General features: G+C 36.3%; 12 protein-coding genes and 1 pseudogene. 3 read left to right on the forward strand and 10 right to left on the reverse strand.

From position 1 onward, the window contains the following. Positions 1–4: 4 nt before the first annotated feature. The gene (locus LDP15_RS11835; protein WP_015427195.1) at positions 5–850 is read right to left on the reverse strand and encodes an NAD(P)H-binding protein; all 846 of its coding nucleotides are present in this window, start codon (positions 848–850) and stop codon (positions 5–7) included. A gap of 168 nt (positions 851–1,018) precedes the next feature. On the opposite strand from LDP15_RS11835, the gene LDP15_RS11840 reads away from it, so the two are divergent. Beyond that, the gene (locus tag LDP15_RS11840) at positions 1,019–1,351 is read left to right on the forward strand and encodes a helix-turn-helix domain-containing protein (RefSeq protein ID WP_023164672.1); all 333 of its coding nucleotides are present in this window, start codon (positions 1,019–1,021) and stop codon (positions 1,349–1,351) included. 112 nt (positions 1,352–1,463) lie between these two features. Beyond that, entirely contained in the window at positions 1,464–1,796 is a 333-nt protein-coding gene (locus LDP15_RS11845) for a hypothetical protein (RefSeq protein ID WP_015427196.1), read from the forward strand. A gap of 41 nt (positions 1,797–1,837) precedes the next feature. Here LDP15_RS11845 and LDP15_RS11850 read toward each other — a convergent pair whose 3' ends face one another. The 9 genes and pseudogenes from LDP15_RS11850 to LDP15_RS11890 all read right to left on the reverse strand — a co-directional run. Beyond that, a complete protein-coding gene (locus tag LDP15_RS11850; protein ID WP_042230653.1) occupies positions 1,838–4,480 on the reverse strand; it encodes a valine--tRNA ligase in 2,643 nt (880 codons plus the stop codon). A 255-nt stretch (positions 4,481–4,735) separates the two neighbouring features. After that, positions 4,736–5,392: a FusB/FusC family EF-G-binding protein gene (locus LDP15_RS11855; protein ID WP_015427198.1), complete on the reverse strand. Its 657-nt coding sequence runs from the start codon at positions 5,390–5,392 to the stop codon at positions 4,736–4,738. 132 nt (positions 5,393–5,524) lie between these two features. Beyond that, on the reverse strand, positions 5,525–5,773 hold the full coding sequence (locus LDP15_RS11860; RefSeq protein ID WP_003132639.1) for a DUF1912 family protein: 249 nt from the start codon (positions 5,771–5,773) through the stop codon (positions 5,525–5,527). 38 nt (positions 5,774–5,811) lie between these two features. After that, positions 5,812–6,156, reverse strand: a complete 345-nt coding sequence (locus tag LDP15_RS11865; protein ID WP_003132638.1) for an MmcQ/YjbR family DNA-binding protein — start codon at positions 6,154–6,156, stop codon at positions 5,812–5,814. After that, positions 6,157–6,666 carry a GNAT family N-acetyltransferase gene (locus tag LDP15_RS11870; RefSeq protein ID WP_015427199.1) on the reverse strand — a complete coding sequence of 170 codons (510 nt, stop codon included), beginning with the start codon at positions 6,664–6,666 and terminating at the stop codon, positions 6,157–6,159. A 142-nt stretch (positions 6,667–6,808) separates the two neighbouring features. Beyond that, positions 6,809–7,516 (reverse strand): B3/4 domain-containing protein, encoded by a 708-nt coding sequence (locus tag LDP15_RS11875; RefSeq protein ID WP_015427200.1) that lies wholly within the window; start codon positions 7,514–7,516, stop codon positions 6,809–6,811. Positions 7,517–7,799: 283 nt separating this feature from the next. After that, positions 7,800–9,341 (reverse strand): 23S rRNA (uracil(1939)-C(5))-methyltransferase RlmD, encoded by a 1,542-nt coding sequence (gene rlmD, locus LDP15_RS11880; protein ID WP_003132635.1) that lies wholly within the window; start codon positions 9,339–9,341, stop codon positions 7,800–7,802. 228 nt (positions 9,342–9,569) lie between these two features. Further along, positions 9,570–11,651, reverse strand: a complete 2,082-nt coding sequence (locus LDP15_RS11885) for a MucBP domain-containing protein (protein ID WP_373442499.1) — start codon at positions 11,649–11,651, stop codon at positions 9,570–9,572. Beyond that, a pseudogene (locus tag LDP15_RS11890) lies at positions 11,652–12,371 on the reverse strand (internalin); the annotation flags it as partial. A gap of 285 nt (positions 12,372–12,656) precedes the next feature. On the opposite strand from LDP15_RS11890, the gene recX reads away from it, so the two are divergent. Next, complete coding sequence (gene recX, locus LDP15_RS11895) at positions 12,657–13,466, forward strand: recombination regulator RecX (protein WP_015427202.1); 810 nt, start codon at positions 12,657–12,659, stop codon at positions 13,464–13,466. Positions 13,467–13,468 lie beyond the last annotated feature (2 nt).

Genomic DNA, 13,468 nt, shown 5'->3' on the forward strand with positions numbered 1-13,468 from the left:
TTTTTTATGCCAAAAGTTCTTTCAAAGCTTCTTTTGTATCCGTCAGTGAATGTCCTAAGGCTTTTTCAAAATCTTTAGATTCCACATCTAAATCTTTTGCTTCAATATCTTTTTGGAAGCCGAGGAAAAGTTCCGCTACAAAATCTGGAAGTCCAGTTTCAACTAAATGACTGACAAAAGTTTTGTCATCAGCGATAATCACTTCAAAATCCTTATCAGAAACTGATTTGAGGACTTGAGCAAGTTCGGCGTAAGTCAATCTTTTTCCTGAAAGCTCCAAAACTTCTGGAAAATCTACTCCAGCAAGTGCTTTTGCTCCAACTTCTGCATATTCACGTTTCAAAGCCCAGCCCACTTTACCTGTTGGTGCATTGTAAACAAATTTTCCAGTTGAAAGTGCAGCAGCAATAATTGGCATTTCATTTTCAAAGTACCAATTATTACGTAAAAATGTGTAGGCAATTCCTGATTTTTCAATCGCCTTTTCAGTATAGATGTGGTCAGCAGCTAAGTCACTTGTTGCCCTTTCTGCTTGAGGAAAACTTGTATAAGCGATATAAGAAATACCAGCACTTTTGGCTGCATCAACAACATTTTGATGCTCAGCTTGCCGATTTCCCGGCGCTCCTGAAACAAAAAGCAAACGGTCAATTCCTGTAAATGCTTGTTCTAAAGCAGTTAAATCTGAATAATCTGCCAAACGTACATCGAAACCTGCCGCTTTGAGTGGGGCTGCTTTTTCTTCTGTGCGAGCCAAAACCGCAATATCAGAAATTGGAACCAATTCTTTCAAAAATCCGAGTGCATAAGTACCGTATCCACCTGTCGCACCTGTTACTAAATATTTCATGTTAAATCCTCCATTATTTTGTTTTAAAATTTCCAAGCAGTTTGCTTTTTCTGCTCTATAAATGTATAATAACATTGTACTACTTATCTGTAAAGTAAGCACTTTAAAGTTAGATACTCCCCTTTTAGATACTATTGTATAATACCAACGATTAGAGGTAATAAAAAAATGAAAAAAATTTCTGAACTTCCAGATTGTCCTGTTGAAACAGCACTTGTTTTGATGGGCGACCGTTGGAAAATGCTCATTGTCCGTGACTTATTAGAGCGAACCATGCGCTTTGGCGAACTTCAACGTTCAGTTGGACATATTTCCCAAAAAGTTTTGACCCAACATTTACGTGCCCTCGAAGAAAGCGGGCTGGTTCATCGTGAAGTCTATGCAGAAGTACCCCCTCGTGTTGAATATTCACTGACAGAACTTGGAAGAACCCTCAAGCCCATCCATGATACGATGGCAGCTTGGGGAAATCTTTATAAAAAAGAAATCAGCAAAGCTTAAAGATAAAAATTACTGACAGGAAATTCTGTCAGTAATTTTTGTTTAATTATTTATAAATTTCCGCGCACTTTTTCCTAAAAAGAATTATAATAAAAGTAAGTATGGAGGTTTGATGATGAAAAAAAATACTAAATTTTATAAATTTGGTCTTATCCTTAGTATCTTCTTAGTGTTTTTAATGTCTGTCAGTACAATTATTTGCTCAATCTTATCTGTAAATTTCGTCAGAATTTCTGCTGCCTTAGAATGCTTTAGCATTGCATTACTACTCTTCTTTTTTCAGAAATATGGCGAACAAACGGTCAGCAAAGAAACTGATTTCTGGATTCCTCGAAAATTTGGTTTAGGTATGAGTGTCAATCCTCATACAAAGACAAGTAAAAGAATGACTATTTTTCTTATTTACTTTCTTGTCTTCGCTGGACTCTTATTAATATTTTTGTAGAAAAAGCCAGTAGCTTTTGAGCTACTGGCTTTTATTTATGATTAGTTTTCTTTCAATTCTGCAATACGAGCTTCCACAGTATCGAATTTCTCTTGATAATCGGCTAATTTATCTTTTTCTTTTTGAACAACTTCTGCTTTAGCATTCGCAACAAAACGTTCATTACCCAATTTTTTATTCACTAAATCTAACTCTTTTTGCCATTTAGCCAATTCTTTTTCAAGTCGAGCAATTTCTTCTTCGATGTTAATCAAACCAGCCAATGGTAAGTATAATTCTGCTCCAGTAATGACCGCTGACATCGCTTGTTCTGGAACCGCCAAGTCTTTAGCAATTGTTAATTCTGAAGGATTAGTGAAACGGCTGATGTAAGGAGAAACAGCATTCAAGAAATCTGCATGTTCAGATTTAATCAACATTGGGACAGCTTTAGACAATGGAGTATTAACCTCAGCACGAATATTACGAACGGCTGTAATTAATTCGATTAACATCGCCACACCTTCGCTTGCTTTGTCATCATTAAATTCTGGACGTACTTTTGGATATTCGGCAACAACAATTGAACCAGAAGTGTTTGGTAATTTTTCAAAAATTTCTTCAGTGAAGAAAGGCATAATTGGGTGTAATAGACGTAAAACTTGATCTAAAACATGGAGCAATACTGCACGTGTAATGTCTTTTTCAGCTTCATCCTCACCAAACATAACTTCTTTTGTTAATTCCAAATACCAGTTTGCAAACTCATCCCAAATGAAATTGTAAAGAATATGACCAGCGACACCAAATTCAAATTTATCCATTTGTTCAGTCACGCGCTCAACTGTATCATTCAAACGTGTCAAAATCCAACGGTCAGTGACATTACCAGCAGTTTGATTTGCAACTTTTGTCAAAGCCGAAGAGACAGCATCAGCGCTGACATCTTCTGCATTCATCAATATATAACGTGAAACATTCCAAATTTTATTGATGAAATTCCAAGCAGCATCCATTTTATCATAAGAGAAACGCACATCTTGTCCTGGTGCAGAACCATTTGATAAGAACCAACGGAGTGCATCAGCTCCATACTTTTCAATCACGTCCATTGGGTCAATTCCGTTACCGAGTGATTTAGACATTTTACGTCCTTCTTCGTCACGAATCAAACCATGAATCAAAACATTGTGAAATGGTGATTTACCAGTGAATTCTAAAGATTGGAAAATCATGCGTGAAACCCAGAAGAAGATAATATCATAACCTGTTACAAGGGTACTTGTTGGGAAATAACGTTTGAAGTCTGCTGAGTTTTCATCTGGCCAACCCATTGTTGAAAATGGCCACAAAGCTGAACTAAACCAAGTATCAAGTACATCGGCATCTTGTGTCCAACCTTCTCCCTCAGGTGCTTCTTCACCAACATACATTTCACCCGCTTCATTATACCAAGCTGGAATTTGATGTCCCCACCAAAGTTGGCGTGAAATAACCCAATCATGAACATTTTCCATCCATTGCATGAAAGTATCATTGAAACGTGGCGGATAAAATTCTACTGCATCTTCTGTTGTTTGATTAGCAATGGCGTTTTTAGCTAATTCGTCCATTTTGACGAACCATTGTGTTGATAAACGTGGTTCAACAACCACTCCTGTTCGCTCTGAGTGCCCAACTTCATGGCGGACTGGTTTGACATCAACCAACTGCCCCAATTCCTTGAGGTCAGCAACAATTTGTTTGCGGGCTTCAAAACGGTCAAGTCCTTCATATTTCCCACCATTTTCATTGATGGTTCCGTCATTATTCATCATGTTAATCATTGGCAAATCATGACGCATCGCAACTTCAAAGTCATTAGGGTCATGAGCGGGTGTAATTTTTACAACCCCAGTTCCTTTTTCCATATCAGCATGGTCGTCTGTCAAAATCGGAATGACACGATTAATGATTGGGAGGATAACATTTTTGCCCACTAAATGTTTATAGCGTTCATCTTTTTCATTGACGATAACAGCTGTATCACCAAGGAAAGTTTCTGGACGTGTTGTAGCAATTTCAACAAACTCATCACTTCCTTCAATTTGGTAAGTGATGTGGTAAAAAGCCCCATCAATTTCTTTGTGAATGACTTCAATGTCTGACAAAGCAGTCATCGCTTTTGGATCCCAGTTGATGAGTTTTTCACCACGGTAAATCCAACCTTTATTGTAAAGTTGGACAAAAACTTTACGAACCGCTTGTGAAAGGCCTTCATCAAGAGTAAAACGTTCACGAGAATAATCCACTGAAATCCCCATTTTACCCCATTGTTCCTTGATTGTTGTGGCATATTCATCTTTCCACTCCCAAACTTTATCAAGGAATTTTTCACGTCCAAGGTCTTGTGGTAAAATACCATCTTCAGCAAGGCGGGCAGCAACTTTTGCTTGAGTGGCAATCCCCGCATGGTCCATTCCTGGCAACCAAAGCGTATCAAAACCTTGCATCCGTTTTTGACGGATGATGATGTCTTGCAAAGTTGTATCCCAAGCATGACCCAAGTGGAGTTTTCCTGTCACATTTGGTGGTGGAATAACGATGCTATAAGGCTCTGCATCAGGATTTCCAGAAGGTTTGAAAACATCAGCTTCAAGCCATTTTTCGTAGCGTCCTGCTTCAACCTCTGTCGGGTTGAATTTTGGGCTTAGTTCGTTTGTCATGTTTTTCTCCTTTGGGTACAAAAAAAGCACCCTGATTTATTCTCCAGGGTGCTTCCGCACGGTACCACCTGATTTTCGTCAATTGACGACACTCATTTTATGCCATAATTTTCTTGAAATGACGCAACCTTCATAAAGTTTGACTGAACACTTTCACCAACCGTGTTCTCTCTATAAGTCTTGCTCTATTACTCCTCGTCAACTTGTTTTTATTTTAGCAGAATTCTTGTTTTTTTACAAGATACTTCTAAATTTTTATTTTTCTTTAATGATTTCTAAAAAATGCTCCAAGCCTTCTTTGGCTTGAATTTGCTGATTACATTGTTCAGAATCTAAGCAAATATAGGTGCCATTTTTAGTATAGGTCCCGTCAGCGCCTCTTTTTGTTGTCGCTAGAAATTGAGTGACAATACTTGTTTTTTGGCAAATAGCACAAATATTTTTCATACTGCCAGAGATACTGCCATAGAAACCACGCCCGTCAGCAGTCAAAAGATATTTTCGGCCGCTTGAAACTTCATTCCAAGCAAAGTAAGTGACATCACGTAAGTCCCATTGACTTGTCGCTGGAATTTTTAACTTTTTAACTTTTTTGAAAGCTTTTTTCATTTGAGCTTCACTCGGTAAATGAAAAGCTTCGACTAAAGTTTTAAGTTCTGTCAGTAATTTTTCAGCTTGTTCTCTTGATAATTTAGGATTATCAATGGCTGATAAGTATTCTTGGATAGCAACTTTTACTGACAGATTATTTTCACTGACAAGGCTGTCAGCATTTTCAGCGATTTGCAAAATTTCTGTGGCGACTTGGGCGTAAACTGCCTCAACTGTCGATTTATCATTGACAGAGTGATAGACATTGACGAGGTCAAAGGTCAGGTATTTAATTCGATTATATTCATATGGTTTTAACATTTTCTTATTCCTTAAGATGTGAACCCGACTGCTTTGAAGTTATGAAAATTAGGAAAATGCGGTTCTGTGCAAGGCACAGGTTCCATTTTCTCTATTTTCACTCACTTCAAGGAGGGCGAACTCAATTATTAATTAAAATGTTTTTGTTCCAAAATCTGGAACGTCATGGAAATCTTTACCATTTTTGTAGTTTTCAAATTTTCCTTGCAAAAATTGGTATGCGTCTAAACGACTTTCATAGCGAATAGCTGCTTCTTTCGCTTCTTTTTTACCGTCTTCTGTGGCAATTTTTTCAGCGGCTTTCATGGCAAGTTCAGAAATTTGAACTTGTTGGTCCACCCATTCTTGAAAATCTTTTAAAAAATTTTGTTCGTAAGTCATTTTTTCTCCTATTAAAATTCAGAGCTGTCGGCTCATCATTATCTTTTGGGTTTGATTAAATCATAGCTTTGCTCAACCATTTTGCAAACTTGCTCATCAGCAACATCTCCACCAAGTAAAACATCATTCCAATGCGTTTTATTCATGTGAAATGCTGGATTAATATCCACAAAGAAATCTCGCAATTCGATTGCGATTTCTGGCTTCTGCTTGATTGCGATATTGACTCGGCCTTCTCGCTCAGAAATATAAGCAAATGATTTTTTATTCTTTAAATGTCGCATCACTACCGTTGGCTGACCCTTCTCCATTTTGGCAAAGGGAGTATCTGCAAAAGTCGGCCCAAGAGACAAGCAAAAATCAATAAGTTCTTTTTTATTCATCTATTTATTAAGCTCCAATTGATAAGCAAAACGGTCACCTTCAAATTGAACAAGTCCTCGTTTTACAAAGCCTTCACGTTCAAAGACATGTTGCATCAATTTATTGACCGGGTGGGTATCTAGGCGAAAATCAGAGTATCCTTTAGATAACATCAAGGTAAAAATATTTGAAAATAGATATCTTGTCAAAGATTGTCCACGAAATTCGTTAGACAAAGCAATTCGATGAATGGTCACATAATCAAAATTTTGATTTGACCAAGTGCCGTCAGTAATTTGAGTATAAGCTGGTTCTTCACCTGTAATAATTGCACAATAACCGGCTATTTTATCATCAACTAGCAAGACATAGGCCTGTTCTTTCGCAAAATCCTCTTCAATATCAAAAACTGCTGGATAAGCATTTTGCCATTGGTCACTCCCGGAATCAGCCAAAAAAGTTCTTGCTTCTTCAATAATTTTCATAATTGACAGCAAATCTTTCGGGCCTGCTTTTCTCATATAAATCATATAAAACCTCGGATTTTTTCCATTTTATCATAAAAATAATTAATGACAGAACCGTCAGATTTACTGACGGCTCTTTTTATTGACAGTATCATCAAATCTCTTATCTGTCAGTAAATCTAATTTTTTTAGATGTCACAAAACGCTAGTCTAAAGAAATTTCTGGATTTTCTTTAGTGACTAGGAGTACCTGTGCCGTTCCTCCTAAATATTTTTCACTCAATTCAGCTAATTTTTGTGTTGCAGCATCTAGAACTTCACCGCGTTCAGGGTCAACAGATTCAATAATCAAAAAAGCATTTTTGGTTTGTTCTGTCAGCATCGTTCTTTGACCATCACGCCAATTCCATGAGCGACAAACTGCCCCTTCATCATCAAGATAGCAGATTTCACCAGGCAAAGCATTATCAGCTTCATCATCACCCAAAGCCAAGAAATGTTCGCCACCAACAGCTTTTGTCAAACGTAGATTTCCTGCAAAAGTATCAATATCCTCACCACCAGCAGGTAGCCCATAATTCAAGCTAATACTATTGTAAATATCAACCAAAGGATTAATCGAACCCACAGCTTTACCCTTATCTACTCGTTTAAGCAGATTTTCAATCGAACTTCTAGCCCCTTTTTTTGTTTTAAATTGTTGATAAGCCTTGCGCCAAACAGAGACTACAGGATTTTCACTAAAAACAGCTGCTTCTAAAAATTGCTCTGCATTTTCATTCGCCTCATCAAGATTTTTTTTGATTTCAGCACTTGATTCCATACTATTATCAATATTTTTAGCTAAAACAATTCCGATTTTTGTCTCAGGAAAAAGTTCCCAAAATTCAGGTTCAACAATAAATTTTTTCATAATTTTTTCTTACTTTTCTAATTTTAACTATAAAATTTACTGACGAAAATCTTGTCAGTAAAATACGACTGAATAAGGAGTATTTTATCTGTGGATAAAGAATGAACAGCGGAGCTGGTCATTCTATCATTCGTCAGCGAGTGAATTGAGCATTTTAGTTGTGGATAAAAGAATGACCAGCAAAGCTGAGCATTCTATCCATCGTCAGCGAGTGAACAACGGGCAGGTAAATCGTAATTAAAAGAATGAACAACTAAAATATCCATTCTGTCAGCAAAATTTCTCAATATTTACCATATTTTTGCGGACGACGTCCACGTTTTTTACCCTTAGCAAAAGCTTCAGCTTTACGTTCTTCTTCCAAATGTTCAAATTTAACAATTTTCAAAGGTTCATCACGTTTTGTCAATTTAACAACTGCTTCAGTTCTTGCTGTATGTGGGAACATGTCCACTGATTGGATGTATTCTACTTTGTAATAATTGGCCAAAACGACTAAATCTTTTGCCAAAGTTGAAACGTTACAGCTGACATAAACCATTTTTTCCGGTGGGAATTTAGTAATTGTTTCAAGCAATGCATCATCAAGCCCCGTACGTGGTGGGTCAACAATCATTGCAGTTGCTCTATGACCAGATTTGTTCCAATTTGGAATAATTCGCTCAGCTTTACCAATTTCATAGTGGCAATTTTTAAGCCCCAAACGTTTGGCATTTTCACGCGCATCAAAAATTGATTCTGGTGTAATATCCATTCCATGAACCGATTTTACTTTTTTAGCCACCGCAAAACCAATCGTACCTACACCACAATATGCATCAATGACACGGTCATCTTTTTTAGGATTCAAAGCCTTAACTGCTTCACCATAAAGTACATTGGCTTGCTCAGAGTTCAATTGGTAGAAAGCACGAGGACTTAATTCAAATTCATAATCCAAAACGCCTTCGGTAATTGTTTCTTTTTCATTGAATAAAATTTGTGTGCGTTCGCCATAGATTTCACTGGTTTTTCTTGGGTGGAAATTGACCGCAACCGTCACAATTTCTTCAAATTCTTCTGTCAGTGCTGACAACATTTTATCAAATTTAACAAAAGAATTTTTTTGACGTTTTGAAGGTTCTTCACGTAATTCAGGCCAAACTTGTCCGTCCAAAATAATTGGTGTTGAAGTCACAAAAATAATTTGTACTTCACCTGTTTTTTGTGAGCGACGAACCATGACCGTACGAATTCCGCCGATTTTACGTTCATCATATACAGGTAAATCAAATTTTTCAATCAAACGGCAAATGTGATTGATAATTTCTTGGGTTTTGGGATCTTGAACCAAACAGTTATCTAGGTTAACCAAATGATGTGTTCCTTCTTGATAAAGTCCCGCAATCACTGTTCCGTCATTCAAACGACGCACTTGGAACTGCAATTTGTTACGATAACCAAGTGTATTTTCCATTCCCAAAGTTGCACGCAATTCATAATTACGCCAACCTGCTGGTTTATATTTTTCTAAGGCCTGACGCATAACATCACGCTTAAATTCCAATTGCATTGGATAAGAAAGATGCATGATGTGAGATTGACTCATTTCATGATAAGCTCTATCCTGTGGTTTCACACGGTTTGGTGATTTTTCAATAATCTTAACCAATTTTGCACGACTAAAATTTCTAGCATTTTCAGTAATTTCAACTAAAACTTCTTCACCTGGAAGTGCATAAGGAATAAAAACAAGTCGTCCTGAAATGACGCCAATTCCTTCCCCATTTATTCCCATTCGCTCGATTTCGAGTTGAAGTTTCTGTCCTATTTTTAAATTTATCATTTGTTAATTATTTTCCCTCTAGTTCATCAATTAAATGACCATTTTCAATCCATTATAAAAAAATCACTAATAAAGGATTGTGTGATACACTATTATAACATTTCACAATTTCTTTTTGTAGTCTTTTTCTACTTGAATCCTAAAAGATTTGAACTTATTTTTTCATCTATGAATATTACTCTCCAAATAAAAAGCCTGACACTGTCAGACCTTTTATTTTTTCTTTAATTATTGTTTTTTACGTCTAAGTAAAAGAGCAAGTGGCGAAATAATCACTGCCATAATTCCTAGCAGAGTCAAAACAATTTGTGATTTTTGACTATCACCAGTACTTGGAAGAACATCTGTTGGCTTACTATCTTTTACAGCCTTAGCCGTAGGTATTTTTGATTGATTATTAGATGGTTGACTTGGTTTATCTGGGTGAACTGGAGGAACGATAATTCCTGCAGGCACCTTATGATAAACGACAATTCTTTCAATGTCCGCTGTATCTACCGTAATTCCTGTCATTTCATCAATCTTAAGTTGACTTGCGATGTAATCTTTAATGATTGGCGAAAGAACTGCAGCAAATCTTCCACCATTATCAGCTGTCCAGTCACTATAAGTTTTCTCACCCGTCACTTTGTCAGTAGTGATTGTCCGACTAAAGACAATTGTTGCCTTATAGTTGTCAGCAGCCTTATCCCCATTATCATAAACATAATGAATGACTTCATTAACTGATTTATTTTCCGTCTCAACTACTGTGCCATGTTTTAATCTCACAATATAATGTTGAGGGTCATCAGCAAATTTAGTTCCATCTTTTGGATAATCATCAGAAATTAATTCGTAGCCTTTATCTGTATAAGATTTAATCGTGTCAGCCGTTGCATAGTCAGCTGGGTCGCCCGTTCCACCAGATAAATCTTTTGTAGTCAAAATTTTTCCAGTTGTTTCATCGATATAAATAACATCAATGGTTCCTTGATTTCGAGTGTAAGTTACTGTCACAGAAATATCTTCTGTATCAGCAGTAATCCCTGTCATTTCAGAAACTTTAAGTTGATCAGCTGTATAGCCATCAATTACTGGAGAAGTTACTGTCGCAAAACTATCACCTTTATCAGCAGTCCATTCACCCGTCGTTTTCACATTCGTTACTCTGTCAGTAGTAATTGTCCGACTAAATTCAACTGTAGCATTGTGGTCAGTAGCTGCTTCACCTCCACCTTCATAAACATAATGAATCACTTGATTAACAGTTTTTTTACCAGTTACTTCTGTTAAACCGTGTTTTAATTTTACAACATAGTGTTGTGGCTCATCCGTAAAGACTGTCCCCCCACTTGGGTAATCATCAGAAACTAATTCATAACCTTTAGCTGTATATGACTTGATATCATCAGCAGTTGTATAATTTGACGGATCATCCGTTCCACCAGATAAATCTTTTTTAGTCAAAACTTGACCAGTTGTTTCATCAATGTAAGTAACATCAATGGTTCCTTGGTTACGTTTATAAACGACCTTTTTCTGAATATCTGCTGAATTAGCTGTAATTCCACTTATTGCATCAATTTTTAATTGGTCAGCTGTCTCTCCTTTAATTGTTGGCGAAACTACTTCTCCAAAACTATCACCATTTTGTGCTTGCCAGTCCCCATAAGTCTTTTCACCAGTTACTTGATTGGTTGTCACACTTCTTGTAAAATTCAATGGTGGAGCATTATAATCATCTGCTGCCTTGCTTCCATCTTCATAAACATATTGAATTGTTTCATTGACTTGTTTTTGCTCAGAACTTACAACTAATTTTTGTTTCAAATTAACAACATAGTGTTGAGCTGTATCCGTAAAGACTGTACCACCACTTGGATAATTATCCGAAACCAATTCATAACCTGCATCTGTATAAGATTTAATGGTGTCAGTTGTTGTGTAATTAGAAGAATCACCTGTTCCACCAGATAAATCTTTTTTACTTAAAGTCTGTCCCGTTGTTTGGTCAATATAAGTAACATCGATAGTTCCTTGATTTCGAGTATAAACATAGTTTACAGTTTGGTCATTGGCAGCATAGTTCCCCGAAGTTGCTGCTCCGTTTGATGCCTTAAAGGTATAACCTGGAATAGTCTTTTGACTTGTCACATATGGAGTATCAATATCTCCACTTGTTGTTTCTGACGGAGCAATCGTCTTTCCTTGTTCATCCACATAATTAGTAATAACAGTACCTTGAGCTACCGTATAAGTAAAATTAACATTACGCAGTTGTTGCAAATTCATTTGGGCACCAGTTGAGGCCGCAATTGAGAAAGACATCGCCTGATTTGTTCCAACAAAAGAAGAAACATCTTGCGTCCAAGTTTGACCACCATAAGTAACTGACATTACCTTCGTCGCACCATTATAACTCATTGTAAAGTCAACAAAATTATTATTTGATGGTTGAGGAATACCTTTAGCACTAGCACTTATTGTTTTAGCCTGTCCATTCAAACCATCAACAAAGGCTCCAAAAGGCTTACCAGAGAAAGTAGATGGGTCGGGTGTAAAGCTTGTTTCTCCTACGCCATTATAGTAAGTATCCAGCTTAAAACCAAATGCTCCATTAACACCACCAATACCAGCAGCTCCACCCGGTGCTCCTACTACACTTGTATCACCAGGATGAAAAAGGAAACCAACACCATCAGCTCCACCATTTTGCTGTGATTTATTCCCTAAGTTGATTTGTCCAGTAAAAGTAAAGTTTTACGACATATCAACTTTTGTTTTCAGAGTTACATTTCCCGCTTGATTTCCAAGGTCAGGTGTTAGAGTTTGAGTATAGGTAGTTAAATCATAATCAAATCCAGCAGCAGAACCATTTCTCTGAAAATAATTTAGAAAATCTTTTGGATAGACTGTTATATCCCTGGAAGTAGCAGCATAAACTCTCTGTATTTTAAAAGAGTCGGGGAGGTTTGTTAAAACAACCCCACCACCTCCCAGAAGCGTTAAAGTTCCCATAGTTAAAAGAGCACTTGATTTTTTATTCATTTCTTCATCTCCGTCATATTTGTAGATTGTTTGTTATAATTTTACTACAAAAAGTGGAAGATATCGGATATTTTGTCTTGTAAATATTACATCGTTTAAATCCTATTATTTTTTAAAATAATGAAAACTCTATAATACCAACGTTTAAACGGTATTTTCAATAAGTTTACAGAAATAACCATCTTTTACAAACAGGTTTATAAACTACACTTTCATTTCACGTAATTGTTTTACTACACGATTCATAAGTGACAATTTTTAATTATTTTCGTATATAATATATACATGGGAAAAATCACTGCAATAAAAAAATTAAAACGACTTTACCGCGTCGATTTATCTGGATTTGATGAAGAAAAAATATATCTTTCTGAGGATACAATTGTTCACTTTTTTCTAAATGTTGATAAAGAGCTCGATGATGCAGATTTAGAAGAGATTCAATCTTATGACCAATTTGCTCAAGGAAAATCACTAGCACTCTACTACATTTCCTTTAAAATGAGGACAAGTTCGGAAGTAAGAAAATATCTTAGTGAACACGAAATTGACAATACTGACCAAATTGATGAGGTCATAAATGTTCTTACAAAAAACAATCTAATTAATGATAAAGCCTACGCTGAAAATTTTATTGAAGGAAAAATTTCAATGGGAAGTGCTGGCCCCTATCAAATTAAACAGAAATTAATAACAAAGGGTATTGATCCCCTAATCATTGACCATGCACTTTCTAACATTTATGATGAGGAAAAACAAATAGATGTTGCCTACAAACTTGCCGAAAAAACAGACAGAACTTATAGGCAAAGATTGACCCTAAAACAGCTGAAAGATAAAATTATTCAAAACCTAATGAATAAAGGTTTTACGTATTCTATCTCTTCAATTGCTTTAGAATCACTTGAATTAGAAACAGATGAAGAAAATGAGACCCAACTTCTCTACACAGCACTAGAAAAAGTTTCCAAACGCTACAGTAAAAACTATGAGGGGTACGAGCGAAAGCAAAAAGTTACGCAGGCTTTGGCTAGAAAAGGTTTTTCATATGATGATATTAGTAGCGCATTGCGTGATTATACATTTCCAGAATAAAT

It is taken from the genome of Lactococcus sp. SK2-659 (assembly GCF_020218185.2).
Taxonomy (GTDB): Bacteria; Bacillota; Bacilli; order Lactobacillales; family Streptococcaceae; genus Lactococcus; species Lactococcus lactis.